At 72.3% G+C, this 16,901-nt stretch carries 14 protein-coding genes; 10 read left to right on the top strand and 4 right to left on the bottom strand.

Features of this window, described 5'->3' with window-relative positions; genetic code table 11:
* Positions 1-125: 125 nt before the first annotated feature.
* The gene (locus tag ACZ6R6_RS31550) at positions 126-950 is read left to right on the top strand and encodes a hypothetical protein (RefSeq protein ID WP_470099487.1); all 825 of its coding nucleotides are present in this window, start codon (positions 126-128) and stop codon (positions 948-950) included.
* Here the strand turns inward: ACZ6R6_RS31550 and ACZ6R6_RS31545 are convergent.
* The 3 genes from ACZ6R6_RS31545 to fdxA form a co-directional block, all read right to left on the bottom strand.
* Complete coding sequence (locus ACZ6R6_RS31545) at positions 947-1,618, bottom strand: DUF4178 domain-containing protein (protein ID WP_470099485.1); 672 nt, start codon at positions 1,616-1,618, stop codon at positions 947-949. The genes ACZ6R6_RS31550 and ACZ6R6_RS31545 overlap by 4 nt on opposite strands.
* An 11-nt stretch (positions 1,619-1,629) precedes the next feature.
* Positions 1,630-2,709, bottom strand: a complete 1,080-nt coding sequence (gene dapC / locus ACZ6R6_RS31540; RefSeq protein WP_470099483.1) for a succinyldiaminopimelate transaminase — start codon at positions 2,707-2,709, stop codon at positions 1,630-1,632.
* Between the two features lie 114 nt (positions 2,710-2,823).
* The gene (gene fdxA, locus ACZ6R6_RS31535; protein WP_306864079.1) at positions 2,824-3,150 is read right to left on the bottom strand and encodes a ferredoxin; all 327 of its coding nucleotides are present in this window, start codon (positions 3,148-3,150) and stop codon (positions 2,824-2,826) included.
* A gap of 109 nt (positions 3,151-3,259) precedes the next feature.
* On the opposite strand from fdxA, the gene ACZ6R6_RS31530 reads away from it, so the two are divergent.
* From ACZ6R6_RS31530 to ACZ6R6_RS31490, 9 genes are all read left to right on the top strand, one after another.
* On the top strand, positions 3,260-3,478 hold the full coding sequence (locus ACZ6R6_RS31530) for a putative acetyltransferase (RefSeq protein ID WP_470099481.1): 219 nt from the start codon (positions 3,260-3,262) through the stop codon (positions 3,476-3,478).
* 126 nt (positions 3,479-3,604) lie between these two features.
* Entirely contained in the window at positions 3,605-4,651 is a 1,047-nt protein-coding gene (locus ACZ6R6_RS31525; protein ID WP_470099479.1) for an ABC transporter substrate-binding protein, read from the top strand.
* 105 nt (positions 4,652-4,756) lie between these two features.
* On the top strand, positions 4,757-5,533 hold the full coding sequence (locus tag ACZ6R6_RS31520) for a class I SAM-dependent methyltransferase (protein ID WP_306864074.1): 777 nt from the start codon (positions 4,757-4,759) through the stop codon (positions 5,531-5,533).
* 111 nt (positions 5,534-5,644) lie between these two features.
* Positions 5,645-7,681, top strand: a complete 2,037-nt coding sequence (locus ACZ6R6_RS31515) for a hypothetical protein (protein WP_470099477.1) — start codon at positions 5,645-5,647, stop codon at positions 7,679-7,681.
* Between the two features lie 3 nt (positions 7,682-7,684).
* Positions 7,685-9,742, top strand: a complete 2,058-nt coding sequence (locus tag ACZ6R6_RS31510; protein WP_470099475.1) for a UvrD-helicase domain-containing protein — start codon at positions 7,685-7,687, stop codon at positions 9,740-9,742.
* Between the two features lie 49 nt (positions 9,743-9,791).
* Positions 9,792-11,639, top strand: coding sequence for a sigma factor-like helix-turn-helix DNA-binding protein (locus tag ACZ6R6_RS31505; protein WP_470099473.1), 1,848 nt, complete (start codon positions 9,792-9,794; stop codon positions 11,637-11,639).
* A 41-nt stretch (positions 11,640-11,680) separates the two neighbouring features.
* Complete coding sequence (gene cysS / locus ACZ6R6_RS31500; RefSeq protein WP_470099471.1) at positions 11,681-13,060, top strand: cysteine--tRNA ligase; 1,380 nt, start codon at positions 11,681-11,683, stop codon at positions 13,058-13,060.
* A 123-nt stretch (positions 13,061-13,183) separates the two neighbouring features.
* On the top strand, positions 13,184-13,660 hold the full coding sequence (locus ACZ6R6_RS31495) for a GNAT family N-acetyltransferase (RefSeq protein ID WP_470099469.1): 477 nt from the start codon (positions 13,184-13,186) through the stop codon (positions 13,658-13,660).
* A gap of 198 nt (positions 13,661-13,858) precedes the next feature.
* A complete protein-coding gene (locus tag ACZ6R6_RS31490) occupies positions 13,859-16,402 on the top strand; it encodes a penicillin acylase family protein (RefSeq protein WP_470099467.1) in 2,544 nt (847 codons plus the stop codon).
* 60 nt (positions 16,403-16,462) lie between these two features.
* Here the strand turns inward: ACZ6R6_RS31490 and ACZ6R6_RS31485 are convergent, their stop codons facing one another.
* The gene (locus ACZ6R6_RS31485; RefSeq protein WP_470099465.1) at positions 16,463-16,888 is read right to left on the bottom strand and encodes a hypothetical protein; all 426 of its coding nucleotides are present in this window, start codon (positions 16,886-16,888) and stop codon (positions 16,463-16,465) included.
* Between the last annotated feature and the right edge of the window lie 13 nt (positions 16,889-16,901).

The raw sequence follows: 16,901 nt of genomic DNA, 5'->3' as shown, positions 1-16,901 counted from the left end.
CGCGGCGGACAGGCCCGGCCCGCGGAACCTGTGGAACGATAACAGAGGGCGACCGTCCGGCTTCGAGATTATGCCGAGAATCTCCGGCGGTTCTTCTCCTGCCCGGGACCGGTAGGTTCTTCAGGATGCAACGGCGCTTCTCCAAAGGGGTCATCACGATCTTCGTGATCGTCACCGTGCTCGCGGCGGCCATCACCGTGGGCCTGTTCACCCTGCTGAACCGGGTCACCACGTTCACCGCGCAGCAGGAAGGTTGCACGATCACCACCCCGGCGGGCTCCATCGAGCTGGAGATCGAGCAGGCGCAGGTGGCCTCGGCCATCGCGGCGGTGGCCGCCCGCCGGAAGCTGCCCGAGCGGGCCGTGGTGATCGCCTACGCCACCGGCATCCAGGAGTCCAAGCTGCTCAACCTGCCCTTCGGCGACCGCGACTCGGTCGGGGTGTTCCAGCAGCGGCCCTCGCAGGGCTGGGGCAAGCCCAGTCAGCTGATCGACCCGGTCTACGCCGCGGGGAAGTTCTTCTCCGCCCTGGTGAAGGTCAAGCACTATCGGAAGCTGCCGCTGCACGAGGCGGCCCAGGAGGTGCAGCGCTCGGCCGACGGGTCGGCCTACGCCCAGCACGAGGGCGAGGCGAAGATCCTGGCGGCGGCGTTCACGGGGCGGGTGCCCAAGGCCGTGCGCTGCTGGTTCCCGTCCCCCACCGCGAAGACGCCCCTCCCCGGCGCCGCGGCGGCCAGGCAGGAGCTCGCCCGCGCGCTCGGCTCCGGCACCACGCTCAACGCCACCTCGCAGAAGCACGGCTGGCTGATGTCCACCTGGTCGGTCACCCACGCCCGGGAGTTCGGGCTGAGCCGGGTCCGCTACAACGGCCAGGTCTGGTCGGCGACGGAGGACGACGGCGGGTGGAAGGCCGACGCGGGCGCCCCGGCGGGCCGGGTCGAGATCTCCTAGCCCTTCTTCTCGATCTTGATGGAGCCCGGCGGGAGCGGCTGGGCGTAGGAGGAGCTCCAGGGCTGGCCCTGGAGCCGCTCGAAGGAGAGCAGGCGGCCGTCGGAGGCCCGGTAGTCGGCGAAGTCGAGCAGGCCCCGCTCGGGCATCGAGGTGACGCCCTCCCCGCGGAAGGCCGCCGTCCCGCGGTCCACCGGGAAGAACTCGACCCCCTCGACGCTCAGCGTGGTCTTGGCCGGGATCATGCCCTGGGTGGGCACCGGCGTCCACAGCAGCACCTCGAGGTGGGGCGGGTCGTCCGGCTTCAGGCCGGGACGGGTCTCGACCGACAGCCACTGGTAGCGGCGGGTGCCGTCGTCGAGCAGGTATTCCGTCCACTGGTTGCCCTGCCACGACAGGTACATGGCGCCCAGGACGCGGGTCCGCGCGCCCTGGCAGTCGATCGTGTCGCCCACCTTGATCGTACGAGGATCGGGGTAGTCGATGCCGACATGGCCCATGCTCGGCTGGGGCGGCGGCTGCGCGTCCTCGGCCGGTTGGAGGGGGGTAGCGCCGGGCGGCTCGGTCTTGCGCGGTTTCCTGTCCTGGCGCGTGGTCGCGAAGAACGCGCCGAGCAACAGGACAAGCGTCACTGCGCTCAGTCCGAGTATCGCGGCGACCTCAGGGGTCATGCCGCGGGATCCTACTGGAGGCGGCGGACCGCCGCACTGATGCGTTCGTCACTCGCGGTCACGGCGATCCGGATATGCGACCCACCGGCTTCTCCGTAGAAATCACCCGGTGCCACCAGAATCCCCTTGTCGGCCAGCGCCTGCACCTGCTTCCAGCAGTCCGTGCCGTTGGAGGCCCACAGGTAGAGGCCCGCGGTGGAGTGCTCGATCTCCCAGCCGGCCGCCTCCAGGGCGGGGCGCAGCGCCGCCCGGCGGGCGGCGTAACGGGCACGCTGCTCCTCGGCGTGCTCGTCGTCGTCCAGGGCGACGGCCATCGCCGCCTGGACCGGCGCCGGCATGAGCATGCCCGCGTGCTTGCGGACCTCCAGCAGCCGCCGGATCAGCGCCGGGTCACCCGCGACGAACCCGGCGCGGTAGCCCGCCAGGTTGGAGCGCTTGGACAGCGAGTGCACCGCGAGCAGGCCCTCGTGCGAGCCGCCGCACACGTCCGGGTGCAGGATCGAGATCGGCCGCTCCTCCCAGCCCAGCTCGATGTAGCACTCGTCGGAGGCCACGACCGCGCCCCGCTCGCGCGCCCACGAGACGATCTTGCGCAGGTGCTCGGCGGGCAGGACCTTGCCGGTCGGGTTGGACGGCGAGTTCACCCAGACCAGCGGCACCCGCTCGGGCCCGAGCGCCAGCAGCCCGTCGGTGGCGTACGGCTGGGCGCCCGCGAGACGGGCCCCCACGTCATAGGTGGGGTAGGCCAGCTCGGGGAAGATCACGCGCTGGCCGGGGCCGATGCCGAGCAGCGTCGGCAGCCAGGCCACGAGCTCCTTGGAGCCGATCAGGGGCAGCACGTCCGCCTGGTCGAGGCTCACCCCGTGCCGGCGGCGCAGCCAGCCCGCCGCGGCGGAGCGGAGCCGCTCGGTGCCGTAGGTCAGCGGGTAGCCGGGACTGTCGGCGGCCTCCGCCAGCGCCTGCCGCACGACGGCCGGGACCGGGTCGACGGGGGTGCCGACCGAGAGGTCGACGATCCCGTCGGGATGCGACTGCGCCAGCTCCTTGAGCGGCGTGAGTCGGTCCCATGGGAAATCCGGCAGGCCGATCACAGCTCTCCCCGATAGGCAGGTCCCCCGCCCCGGCCGGGAGGGGGAAGACGTCTTGTCAGCGGACTCCGGCCGGGCGGGGCGGCTCAGTGCGCGCCGCCCCGCCCGGCCGGGCTCCTAGTGGCTCTCGGCCTGCGGGGGCAGGGCCGCGACGACCGGGTGGTCCTTCTGGATCTTGCCGACCTTGGAGGCGCCGCCGGGCGATCCCAGGTCCTCGAAGAAGTCCACGTTGGCCTTGTAGAAGTCCTTCCACTGCTCGGGAAGGTCGTCTTCGTAGAAGATCGCTTCAACGGGGCAGACGGGTTCGCACGCACCGCAGTCCACGCACTCGTCGGGGTGGATGTAGAGCATGCGCTCGCCCTCGTAGATGCAATCGACGGGGCACTCCTCGATGCACGCCTTGTCCAGGACGTCCACGCAAGGCTGCGCGATGACGTAGGTCACCTCGGGCTCCTTCTTTTTTACGCACCTAGGCACGACTTCGACCGCGGGTTGCTACGCCCTAGTATTGCCGTGCCCGCCAAATGTCCGAAACGGGAGGGGGCAAAAGACGGTGAACCCAGGCCTCGGCGCTCGCCTAAATATCACCATAACCCCTTCTGACGTGGGCAAAAGAGTAACCACACGGCGGCGGGTTCCAGAAGGGTTTCGCGACGCGGTGGGCCGACTCGAATTCTGGCGGGACGGCGTGCTCGGGGTGCGCAAGCGCGACGGCAGCCTGGTCGAGATCCCCCAGGACACCCTCGCGGCGGCGAAGGTCGTCCCGGGCTGAGCCCGATCGCGCAGGTCACGGCCCGGCCGGTGGGGACGGCGGCCCGCTCCGTCCGGGTGTAAGCCGTTCACCAAGAAAGGCCGCGCCTCCTCGACCCGCCCCGCCTTCACCAAGAGTATTCGACATGTGACCGTACGCATCAGCGCCGCAGCCGTGATTCTCACCGCCACGATCGCCGGGTGTGGCGCCCCGGCCACCGAGAGCAGCCCGCTTCCGCCGGCCAAGCCCCGGGCCGCCTCCCTGCAGGAGGGGTTCTCGACCATGGACCACCTCGTCGAGACGGCCCGCCAGGAGGGCTCGCTCACCGTGATCGGGCTGCCGCGCGACTGGGTGAACTACGGAGAGATCATCGACGCCTTCTCCGAGGAGTACGGGATCAAGGTCGACCAGCTGGAACCGGGGGCGAGCAGCCGGCAGGAGATCGAGTCCGCGGCCCGGCTCAAGCCCGACGTCTTCGACCTGAGCCTGGAGGTCGCGGTGGCCAACGCCGCCGCCTTCGCCCCGTACAAGGTCCAGAACTGGCAGGACGTCCCCGACGAGCTCAAGGACCCGGCCGGGCGGTGGTACGCCGGCTACGGGGGCTACATGTCCATCGGTTACGACCCGGGCAAGGTCGCGGCCCCCACCTCCTACGGCGACCTGCTCAAGCCCGGCTACAGCGTCTCGCTGTCCGGCGACCCGCGGCAGGCCGCCTCGGCCTTCAACGGGGTGATGGCGGCCTCGCTCAGCAACGGCAGGGCCAAGGTGGAGCGGGGGGTGGAGTTCTTCCACCACCTGAAGCGGGCCGGCAACCTCGCGGCCTCGGAGCAGGCGGCCTCGGTCGTCCTCGACTGGGACTACCGCAACGCCGAGCGGGCGGGCTGGAAGGTCGCGATCCCGGGCGACGCCGCGCTCAGCGCGTACTACGTCCAGGCCATCAGCAAGAACGCCCCGCACCCGGCCGCCGCGCGGCTGTGGCAGGAGTTCCTCTTCTCCGACAGGGGCCAGAACCTCTTCCTCAAGGGCTACGCCCGGCCGGCCCGGATGGAGGCCCTCCGGATGCGGGGCGCGCTGGACGGGGATCTCGCCGCCAGGCTGCCCGCCACGAACGCCCGGCCGGTGATGCTGACCATTCCGGAGACCGACGCCGCCAAGGCATACCTCCAGCGTGCGTGGGGTGGGAAGGTCGGATAACCCTGAGGCTGCCGAGACTGATATGTCGCGACATCCCGGAGGCTCTAAAGTGTCTGGAGAGCACCGATAAGAGGCCGTGGCGTCTCAGAATGTGAGCTGATCGTCATGCGATACGACGCCCCGGGCCTGACGAGGTGGAACGCTCGCTCCTACGACAGCGGCTTCGGATACGTCTCGGCGCACGGCGCCCCCCTGGTCGACCTGCTCGACCCCCAACCCGGGGAGCGCATCGTGGATCTCGGCTGCGGCACCGGGGTGCTGACCGCCGAGATCACCTCCCGGGGGGCCCGCGTCCTGGGGATCGACGGATCCCCGGCGATGATCGAGAAGGCCCTGGCGCAGTATCCGGGGCTGGACTTCATCGTCGGCGACGGCAGTGACTTCACGGTCGCCCAGCCGTACGACGCGGTCTTCTCCAACGCGGCCCTGCACTGGATGGGGCGTGAGCCGGACGCGGTGATATCCAGCGTGCGCGAGGCGCTGACCCCCGGCGGGCGGTTCGTGGCCGAGATGGGCGGCGCGGGCAACTGCGCCGCGCTGACGGCCGCGCTGTCCACCGCGTGGCGGGAGCACGGGCTGCGCGAGCCCGACCTCCCCTGGTACTTCCCCACTCCGGCCGAGTACGCCACGCGGCTGGAGAAGGGCGGGTTCGTCGTCCGGCTGCTGGAGTACTTCGACCGGCCGACCCCGCTTGACGAATGCCCCAACGGGGCGGCGGACTGGGTGCGGATGTTCGCCGGCTCGCTGCTCCACGGAGTGCCCGTGGAGCTGGCCGAATCACTGCTGCGCCGGGTGAACGAACTGGCCGCGCCCGCGCTGCGCCGGGAGACCGGGTGGATGGCCGACTACGTGCGGCTCCGGTTCGCGGCCGTACGCCGCTGACCGGACCCGATGCGCCGGGGCGATTTGCCAGACTATGGTCTGTTCCATGAGTCTCGTTCCCCGGCGACGTGGAGTGACTCGGGCGGCTTGAGGGGCTGGTGAAGGGAACGGATGAACTTCTGTCTGAGTGACCTCGTGCCGCCGCTGCGCTGGAGCGACGCGGCCACGATCCCACTCCTGCGTGACCGGCCCGGTCTCCCGGACGCCTGGTGGCGCAGCCTGCCGATGGCCCGGGTGCTCGCCGTGCTGGAGCCGGAGGAGCTGGCCGAGATCCTCGCCCGGATCGCCCTGGAGCACTGGCCGGCCGCCGCCGTGGGCGACGTGCTGCCCGCCCTGTACGTCCTGGACCCCGACGAGGCCGACGAGCCCTGTACGGCGATCGCCCTCGACCGGGCCGGCTCCTGGGCCGGCCTGCTCTCCCTCACCGGGCACGAGCTGCGCGACCAGCCCTTCATCCAGCCCTATCCCGTGCTGAACGTCCTGTTCGCCGCGGTCTTCCACCGCGTGGCCCACCCCGGCGGCGCCGCGGCGGTGCCCGCGGCCGGGCGCGGCGCCGAGCACCAGGGGGCCGCCGCCGCGGCCCCGGCCGGAGCCGCGGCCCTCGCCGCCGACCCGGAGCCCGCGACCGCTCCGGAGCCGGATCCCGCCGCCGAGCCGGAGCCGGCGGCAGCGGCGGCCGGCCGGGAGCCCGCGGCCGGGGCGGAGCCGGCAGCGGACCAGGAGCCGGAGCGCGGGCCCGGACCGGACGCCGGAGCCGTGCCGGACGCCGGGGACGCCCCCGCGCCGCACGCCGCCGTGCCGGCCGCCCGGGCCGCGCTGGAGTCCGAGGACGTCCACGGCCCGGACGCCGGCCAGGAACCGGTCGCGGCGTCCGCCGGGGCCGGCCGGGAGGCCCGGCGGCCCGCGGAGAGCGTCCACGCGCTGGTGGACGGCGCCTTCGCCAACCTGGAGGACAAGAGCTGGGCCATCGCGCAGAACAGGCTGTTCAGCGACGAACCGGCGACGGTGGAGGCGCTGGCCAAGCTCTTCGCGGTGCAGCCCGAGGTGATCCGCGAGCTGGAGGACGACCTGCGCCTGCGGTTCGCGGCGTGGCTCGGCTCCGAGGAGGCCGCCCCCTACCGGGAGCACCTGGCCGAGGTGAAGCGGGTCCTCGGCAAGGCGGCGCCCAAGGCGCGTCTGATCACGGCGGCCGACTGGCACGAGCACGAGCTCCACTCCCTCGACGTGCCCGCCTGGCAGTTCGTGCTGGCCAGCCTCCCCGAATACCACCTGGTCGACGAGTGGCTGGTGGAGGGCGACATCGCCGAGCTGCGCCACCACACCCGCGACGTGATCAGCGGCGCCAAGCCCCCGCTGACCATGACCAAGGCCCTGGCCCTGGTCACCTCCCTCGGCATCCACCCCGAGGTCTCCAAGGAGTGGCTGGAGAACGTCCCCCAGCTCCGCATCCTGGGCGCCGGCCAGCGGCCGCCCCAGCGGGCGAACGGCTCGGCGGCCAAGGTCAAGAGCGCCGAGCGGGCCAAGGGTCCGGAGAAGGCCGGCAGCGCCGAGAGGACCATGAGCGTCGAGAAGGCCGAGCTGCCCGGCAGATCCTCCGGCCCTCCGGGCGGGGAGGCGGGCAAGGCGCCGTTCCGGCCCCTCAAGGACGTCTCGCTGACCCGGCGCTGCTTCCGGCAGCCGGACGGCCGCTGGTGGCTCAGGATCGACATCACCCCCGAGCACATCGAGGGGGCCGAGTGCCCGCTGCCCAGCGGGTTCGCCGCCTACCTGGGCATGTCGCCCGGCGGCGGCCGTACGGTCACCAGCGCGGTGGGCGAGCTCACCCTGAGCTGGCGGGAGCGGCCCGTCGTGGAGTCGCTCAGGACGCTCCTGGCGGACGTGGGCGCCAAGCAGGGCAGCCACCTGTTCCTGACGCTGTCCGACGAGGGGGTCCTGCGCGCCCGGCACCTGCCGGCCGCCGGCAAGGAGGTCGAGCCGACCGCGCAGGCGCTGCGGCTGGTCGGCTACACCGCGCCGGGCGGCACCCCCGAGCAGGCCGGCCGGGTCATCGCCACCCGGATCGGCATGACGGGCCCGGTGGGGCTGCCCGACCTTCTCGTCCGGCTGCGGGAACGCGGGGACCGCGACCTGCTGTCCCTGCTGGCCTAGCCGATGCCCCGAATCGCGATCTCCCCGGAGTTCCCCGCGGAACTCGGCGCCCTGGCCCAGCCGGTGCGCCGGGACGTCGTCGTCGCCGTGCGCCGGTTCATGCAGAACGTGGCGGGCGCGCCGCACCCGGAGCGGGTCAGGGGGGCCGGGGACCCCCGGCTCGTCACCCTCCGCCTGGCCGCCGGGCACCGCGGCGTCGCGGTCAAGCAGCGGGACGTCTACTGGCTGTTGACCGTGCTGCCGGACGCCGAGGCATGGGCCTACGCGCGGCGCCACCGCTACGGCGTCAACAGCGCGCTGGGCGTGGTCGAGGTATGGGACACCGCGGCGCTGGAGCGGGTCGGACCCGCGGTGCGCAGGGCGGCCGAGTCCTCCCCGGCGCGGCTGTTCGCCGACACCTGTGACACCGACCTGGCCGAGCTGGGCATCGACCGGCGGTTCCTGCCGCTCGTCCGGCAGATCACCGACGAGCTGATCCTGGAGGCGCTGGAGCCGCTGCTGCCCCCGACGCAGTACGGGCCGCTGGCCGCGCTGGCCAGGGGCGAGTCGATGGCCGGGGCCTGGCGGGAGCTGGAGGCCTGCCGCGCGGTCGCCGCCACCGGGGGCCCGGTCGACCCCGACGACTTCGCCGCCGCGCTCGTGCGCAGCCCGGACCGCGCCGTCTTCGTCGGCAGCCCGCGCGAGCTGAACCACGTGCTCGACGCGCCGGGCTGGTGCGTGTTCCTGCATCCGCCGCAGCACCGGCTGGCCCGCTGGGAGTCCTATGAGCAGCCGATGCTGGTCACCGGCGGCGCGGGCACCGGCAAGACCCTCGTCGCCCTGCACCGCTCGGCCTTCCTGGCCGAGCGCGGCGGCGGCCAGATCCTGCTCGTCACCTTCTCGCAGGGGCTGAGCGCCGATCTCGCCGCCCGGCTCGACCTGCTGATCGAGGACGAGACGGCGCGCAAGCGGGTCGAGGTCGGCAACGTGGACCGGCTGGCCCACCGCATCGTCTCCGAGACCGAGGGCCGCTCGCCCGTGCTGGCCGGCGCCGCCGAGCTGACCGCGCTCTGGCAGGAGACCGACACCGGCCACAGCCCGGCGTTCCTGCTGCGCGAGTGGGAGCAGGTGGTGCTGGCGCAGAACCTCCGGACCCTGGAGGAGTATCTGACCGCCCCGCGCCCCGGCCGCAGCGTCGAGCTCACCGGCCCGGAGCGGACCGCCGTGTGGCGGGCCGTCGAGCACGTCACCGGGCAACTGCGGGAGCGCGGCAAGCGCACCCTGCTCCAGCTCGCGGCCGAGGCGTCGGTGCTCCTGGGCCAGACGACGGGGGACCTGCTGGAGGAGACGGCGCCCAGGCGGGAGCCGTACCGGCACATCGTGGTGGACGAGGCGCAGGACCTGCACCCCGCGCAGTGGCGGCTGCTGCGCGCGGCCGTGCCGCACGCCCGCGACGACCTGTTCGTCGTGGGCGACCCGCACCAGCGCATCTTCGACACGCGGGTGTCGCTGGGCTCCGTCGGGATCGACGCGGTCCAACGCCGGCTTCAGGTGTCATACCGGCTTCCGCAGGAGATCCTCTCCTGGGGGGTGCGACTGCGGGGTGGCGGACCCGCCGACGGGCTGGTGGAGGGAGTTCAGGAGCTGTACGGCTTCCAGGCCACCCGGCACGGGCACCGGCCGATGGTCCGAGCCTACGATTCACCGGAGGAAGAGCTGACCGGTCTGGCCGCACAAGTGGGACAGTGGGTGGAGGAGGGTGTGCCGCCGCAGGAGATCGGGGTGGCCGCCAGGACCGCCGGCCTCGTGCGCGAGGTCCGGTCCGCCCTGCGTGATCTGGGGGTGAGAGTGACGACGTTGCACGGCATGAAGGGTCTGGAGTTCCGGCGGGTCGCCGTGATCGGCGTGGCCGACGGGACCGTGCCGCCTCCCGACTCGCTCACCCCCGCCGACGAGGACCCCTCGGCGCGGGCGCACGACCTCCAGCGTGAGCGCGGCCTGCTCTACGTGGCCTGCACCCGGGCCCGGGAACTGCTGTACGTCTCCTACTCCGGGCGGGCCAGTCCGTTCCTTCCTACCTGATCACATACTCTGAACTGCGGATATATTCCCCTTTGCCGGTTGGACCCCAATGAACCTCAGCCTGAGCGACATCGCGCCACCCCTGCGCTGGACCTCTCCCGGCCAGGTAGCGCCGATCGCAACCGACCCCCGTCTCCCCGAGGCGTGGTGGCAGGCGCTTCCGCTGGACCGGGCCTGCTCCACCATCGGGACCTCAGAGGTCGCCGGACGTCTGGCCGATCTCGCCCTGGCCTGCTGGGGACATCTGACACTCGGCGACGTCCTGCCCCTGCTCAGGTTCGCCGACCCGGCCGAGAGCGTCCGCACCCCCGAGGGGCTCGGCCGGGAGGTGGTGCACAAGCTGTTCACCGGCGTGCTGGAACGGCTGCTCGAACCCGTCACCGAGGAGAGCGTCGCCCAGGTCCGCCCCTCCCGGCCGGACCGGCCGCTGCCCGAGCTGATCGACGAGGTCTTCGCGGCTCTGGACGAGCGCCAGCGCGCCATCGCCAGGGACCGTCTCTACGCCTCGCAGCGGGCCACGCTCGACGACCTGGCCCAGCGGTTCTCGGTGACCAGGGAGCGCATCCGGCAGATCGAGCGCGACCTGCGCGACCACGTCGAGTCCTGGCTGGCCAGTGACGACGCCGCGCCGCTGGTCGCCCACGTGTCCTGGCTGCGGGGCCGGCTCGGCTCCGCCGTGCCCGCCGACGACCTGGCCGCGGCGGTGCCGTGGCACCGCACCGACATGGCCACGCTGGGCATCCCGGCCTGGCGGTTCGTGCGGACCCTGCTGACCGGCTACGACCAGGTGGACGGCTGGCTGGTGGCGGGCGGCGCCGACGAGCTGCGGGAGAAGACCCGGCAGCTGTTCACCGACGGGCCGCGCCCCCTCGACGAGGCCGTCACGCTGGTCAGCCAGCTCGGCATCCGCGAGGACGTGGCCGAGCGGTGGCTCATCGCCGTGCCCCAGCTCCGGGTCCTCGAAGGCCATGTGGTGCCGTGGCCGCGCAGCGTCAACGACAAGGCCGAGGCCGTGCTCGCGGTGGCGGGCGGCGCGCTGACCCCCGAGGAGATCCAGGAGCGCATCGGCGAGGACTACAGCCTCGTCGGCATCCGCAACCAGCTCACCGCCGACGACCGCTTCCTCCGGCTCGACCGCAACAAGTACGGGCTGTCGCGCTGGGGCGGCGAGCAGTACCTGGGCATCAGGGAGATGATCGTCCGGGAGATCGAGCGGTCCAACGGCGAGGCGTCGGTCAACACGATCGTGACGAACCTGACCTCGCGCTACGACGTGAGCGAGAGCTCGGTCCGCGCCTACGCGGGCGGACCCGGCTTCGAGCGCACCCAGCGCGGGTGGATCCGGGTGGCCGGGGCCGAGCAGGCCGACTACCAGCCGCGCCGCGACGTCTCGGCGACCCGCCGCTGCTTCCGCAGCCGCGACGGGCGCTGGTGGCACCGGGTGGACGTCAACGCCGAGCACCTGCGCGGCTCGGGCTCCCCGCTGCCGACCGGCTTCGCGGCCCACCTGGGCATGGCCCCCGGGGGCCAGCTCACCGCCTCCACCCCGTCGGGCGACGTGGTGATCAGCTGGCACAACCAGCCGACCATGGGCTCCATCCGCCCGATCCTGGTCGCCTCCAACGCCTCCGAGGGCGATCACGTCTTCCTGACGGTCTCCGACGGCGGCGAGCTCCTGACCCGCTACCTGCCCGCCGCGGCCCCGGGCCTGCCGGCCCTGAACCGGGCCCTCTACCTGATCGGCTACACCGCCCCGGTCGCCTCCGAGGCCGAGGGCATCCGCCTGATCGGCGCCCGGATAGGCCTGGCCGACGGCTGCACCCGCGAGGAGGTCATCGCCCGCCTGCGCGACCGCGGCGACCGGGAGATCCTCGCCTTCCTGGAGGGCCCCGCCTGAGAATCTTCCTCAAGGGCCCCGGCGGAGAATAGGGTCGAAGGATGCTACGGCTGTATGACACTCGGCACCGCCAGGTCGAGCCGGTCCTCCCCGAGGGGGCCCGGTCGATGCGGATCTACACCTGCGGGCCGACCGTCTACCGCCACGCCCACCTCGGCAACTTCCGGTCGTACGTGCTGTCGGACCTGATCAGGCGGGTCAGCGAGCGGCAGCGGGTGCGGGTGGTCGCCTGCCGCAACATCACCGACGTCGGGCACCTGGTGGACGACGCCGAGATCGATCCCGGCGGCGAGGACAAGATCCTGGCCCAGGCGCGGGCCGAGGGCCGGAGCGCGCTGGAGATCGCACGCTTCTACGAGGCGGCCTTCCTGTCCGACACGGCCGCGCTGAACATCCGGCCGCCCGAGCACTCCCCCAGGGCCACCGAGACGATCGACCTGATGATCGAGTTGATCGTCAAGCTGATCGAGAAGGGGCACGCCTACCCGACGCCCGACGGGTCGGTCTTCTACGACGCGACCTCCTTCCCGTCCTACGGCGAGATCTCCGGCAACCGGCTCGACCGGCTCAGGCCCGGCCACCGGGTCGAGGGCGTCGACCCCCGCAAGCGCTTCCACGCCGACTGGGCCCTGTGGAAGCCCGCCGACCGCGAGATGACCTGGCAGGCCCCCTGGGGCCGCGGCTTCCCCGGCTGGCACATCGAGTGCTCGGCCATGTCGCTGCGCTTCCTCGGCGAGCACGTCGACGTGCACACCGGCGGGATCGACCTGCGCTTCCCGCACCACGAGGACGAGCGCGCCCAGTCCGACGCCGCCGCCGGGCGCGAGGTGGTCGAGCACTGGGTCCACGGCGAGCACCTGCTGTTCGACGGGCGCAAGATGGCCAAGTCCACCGGCAACGTGGTCCTGCTCCAGGACGTGGTCGAGGCGGGCCTCGATCCGCTGGCCGTACGGCTGGCGCTGCTGGAGCACCGCTACCGCCAGCAGATGAACCTCACCTGGGACACGCTCCGGGCCGCCGACAGGACCCTGCGGCGCTGGCGCTCGCACGTCGCCGGGTGGTCGGAGTCGCCGAGCCGCCCGATGCCCGCCGGGCACGTCTCCCGGATCGAGGCCGCCTTCGACGACGATCTCGACACCCCGCTGGCCCTGCGCCTGCTGCGCGAGCTGGAGCGCGACGGCTCGATCGCCCCCGGCTCCCGGTTCGAGGCGTTCCTGCACTTGGACCAGATCCTCGGCCTGGACCTGTCGGCCGACATCGGCAGGTCCAGGAGCCTGCCGCCGGGCGCCGCCGAGCTGCTGGAGCGGCGCCTGCGGGCCCGCGAGGCCGGAGACTGGGCAGTCTCCGACCGCCTCCGCGACGACCTGGCCGCCCTCGGCGTACGGGTCGCCGACACCCCGCAGGGCCAGACCTGGTCGTAGCCGGCCCCGGCGGGTGACGGCCCCGACGGGCGGCGGTCCCGGCAAGCGGCGGGCACGTTTCCGGCGGGGCGGGGGCGGGGCGGATCGCGGTTAATGTCGGTGGCGGCCGATAGCGTCCCGATCATGAGTGAGACTGGCGTTGTCGTACGGCCTGCCACGGTTGCCGACCTGGAGGGAGTGGTGGCCTGCAGTTCCGCGCTCTTCGCCGAGGACGCCGGGGCCCGTGACTCCACCCTGAACGTCAACTGGCCCGCCGAGCGGGGCCCGGCCTGGTTCGCCGATGCCCTGGCCGACCCGGGGCGCCTGGTGATGGTCGCCGACGACGGCGGCCGGACCGTCGGCCACCTGACCGGCTCGGTCTCCGGGCCCACCCCGATGCGTCCGGTCACGGTGGCGACGCTGGGCAGCGTCTACGTGCGGCCCGCCTACCGTGGCCAGAAGATCGGGGCCGGCCTGGTGGAGCAGTTCAGGGCGTGGGCCCGCCACCGCGGGGCGCAGTACGCCGGGGTGACGTCCTACGCCGGCAACGAGGCGGCCGTGCGCTTCTACGAGCGCAACGGCTTCGCGGTGCGCTCGGTGGTCCTGGAGACGGCGCTGTGACCCGGGGCCGCCGTCGGTCCCGACGGGCCGCGCGCCCGGCCCGGGATCCCGCCCTCCGGCGGGCCGGTCACCGCGTGGTGGTCGCGGAGATCCCCGGCCGGTAAGTGCGGAAGCGGTGTTTCCCCCTCCTCGGTGCTGCCAAACTTGATCGAGCACGCCGCATAGGAGGTCTTTGTGAGGTTCCGGCCGTATGCCTGGATGCCCCGGCCACTCAAGTGGTCCGCGCGGGCGCTGACCGTCCTCGTGGTGCTCGGTGTGGTCCTCGCCGGAGCGGGCGTGTGGACCGTGCGCGCGTCCTTCCCGCAGCTCGCGGGGGAGCTCAAAGTGGACGGCCTAGCCGGAAAAGTCACCGTATACCGGGATAAAACGGGTATTCCGCATATCTATGCCGACTCCCCCGACGACCTGTTCCTCGCCCAGGGCTACGTGCACGCGCAGGACCGGTTCTTCGAGATGGACTTCCGCCGGCACGTGACGGCCGGGCGGCTGTCGGAGATGTTCGGCTCGGCGACACTCGTCGAGGACAAGGTCATCCGGACCATGGGCTGGCGCAAGGTGGCCGAGGCCGAGCTGCCGATGCTGACCGAGCAGACCCGGCACTACCTCGACGCCTACGCCAAGGGCGTGAACTCCTGGATGGACCGGCACCCGGGCTTCGCCGGCCGGAGCCTGGAGTACGCGGTCCTCAAGCTCACCAACTTCGGCTACCAGCCCGAACCGTGGACCCCGGTGGACTCCCTCTCCTGGCTCAAGGCCATGGCCTGGGACCTGCGCTCCAACATGTCCGACGAGATCGGCCGGGCGCTCGCGGCCAGCAGGCTGCCCCGCGAGCGGGTGGAGCAGCTCTGGCCCGGCTACCCCTTCGACACCCACCAGCCGATCGTCACCCAGGGCTCGGTCACCGGCGACGGCTTCGACCAGGACACCGAGCCCGGCCAGGGCACCGGGGTGGGCCGGGACACCGCCACGCGGCCGGACACCGGCGCGCTGACCCGGGCGGCCGAGGCCATGCGCGCGGTGCCGAGCCTGATGGGCGACCCCAAGGGCGGCAACGGCATCGGCTCCAACTCCTGGGTGGTCGGCGGCAGGCACACCACGTCGGGCAAGCCGCTGCTGTCCAACGACCCCCACCTGTCGGCCGGGATGCCCTCGGTCTGGTACCAGGCCGGGCTGCACTGCCGCACCAAGAGCGCCGCCTGCCCGTTCGACGTCACCGGATTCACCTTCTCCGGCGTGCCCGGCGTGATCATCGGGCACAACGACAAGATCTCCTGGGGTTTCACCAACCTGGGCCCCGACGTCGCCGACCTCTATCTGGAGCGGGTCAAGGACGACTCCTACCTGTTCACCGGCTCCTGGAAGCCGCTCACCACCAGGGTCGAGACGATCAAGGTCGCCGGCGGCGACCCGGTCCGGCTCAAGGTCCGCGAGACCATGCACGGCCCGATCCTCTCCGACGTCATGGAGAGCGTGAAGGAGACCCTGCCCGGCGCGGCGACCGCCTTCCAGGAACAGGCCGACGCGGTCGCGCTGAAATGGACGGCCCTGGAGCCCGGCAGGACCGCGGACGCGATCTTCTCGCTCAACTCGGCGCAGGACTGGCAGCAGTTCCGGGCGGCGGCGAGCCGGTTCGACGTGCCCGCGCAGAACCTGATCTACGCCGACACCCGGGGCAACATCGGCTACCAGGCGCCGGGCCGGATCCCGGTGCGGGCCCGGGGCGACGGCACCTGGCCGGTGCCGGGCTGGACCGGCGAATACTCCTGGCAGTCGACCATCCCCTTCGACGAGCTGCCCAGCGTCTACAACCCGCCCGAGGGCTACATCGTGACCGCCAACAACGCGGTCGTCGACCCCGAGCGCTACCCGCACCTGCTCACCAAGGACTGGGCGTACGGCTACCGCTCCCAGCGCATCCTGGACCGCCTTCAGAGCGAGCTCAGGAAGGGCAAGGTGGACGTGACGACGATGGGCAAGGTGCAGCAGGACACCCACAACGGCTTCGCCCAGTTCCTGGTGCCCAAGCTGATGGACCTCAAGGTGGCCGGCGCCTCCGGGGACGCCCGTGAGCTGCTGCGCTCGTGGGACTACTCCCAGAGCGCGGGATCGAGCCCGGCGATGTACTTCAACGCCGTCTGGCGGCACCTGCTCATCGAGACCTTCAACGACGACCTGCCGGAGAGCGCCTGGCCGGGCGGCGGCGACCGCTGGTTCGAGGTGGTCCGCGTCATGCTCGACGATCCCAGTGACCCGTTCTGGGACGACGCCCGGACCGAGGCTGCCGAGACCCGCGACGACATGCTGCGGCGGGCCATGGCGATGGCCTACGACGAGCTGAGCGCCGCCCTCGGCCCGGACCCCAGGTCCTGGCACTGGGGCGACCTGCACTCGCTGGAGCTGGTCAACCAGACCTTCGGCACCTCCGGGATCGCCCCGATCGAGTGGCTGTTCAACCGGGGCCCGTTCCCGGTGGGCGGCAACGACGACGCGGTCAACGCCGCCGGCTGGGACGTCCAGAAGGACTACACGGTGGGCTGGCTGCCGTCCATGCGGATGGTCGTCGACCTGGCGGACCTGGACAGGTCCCAGTGGGTCAACCTGACCGGCGCGTCGGGCCACGCCTTCCACGACAACTACTGGGACCAGGCCCCGCTGTGGGCCGACGGGAGGACCGTCCCCATGCTCTCCAGCGAGGGAGCGGTCAAGAACGCGGCCAGGAACGTCCTGACCCTCACGCCCTGACGGCGAGGGGCCCCGGCGGCCGGACCCCGCGGATCACGTGGGTCCGCCGGCCGTCGGGCCTCAGGAGGCCGCCTTCCGTCTCCACCAGGGCGATCTGCGGGGATAGTTCCCGTCCTCCAGGTTCGCCAGCCGCTCGAAGACGTTCCACGAGGCCTGGTGCCCGCAGATCAGGACGGAGACGACCACCGCGACGACGTACAGCGGGAGCATCGGCAGACCGACGCAGGCCATGTACTGGGAGGCGTGCCGGTCCTCGTGCCTGAGCAGGTCACCGGCCAGGTAACCCTCCTCGTGCCGGGTCAGCACCACGTTGCCGACGGTGAACGCCCCGGCGACCGGGAAGGGGATGCGGTAGCCGTGGGCCAGGACCAGCCCGCCGGGTCCCGCCGTCACCCGGGCCCGGCCGAGGCGCGCCACCAGCAGCCCCAGCGGTGTGGACAGGTTCACGTAGTTGAGCGTCCGCCGTATCCGGTGCATCCGCCGCATACCGGGATTGTGC

The organism is Streptosporangium sp. NPDC048886 (assembly GCF_055586905.1).
The sequence above is the reverse complement of the archived record's forward strand: the minus strand, read 5'-3'. Positions and strand labels throughout refer to the sequence as shown.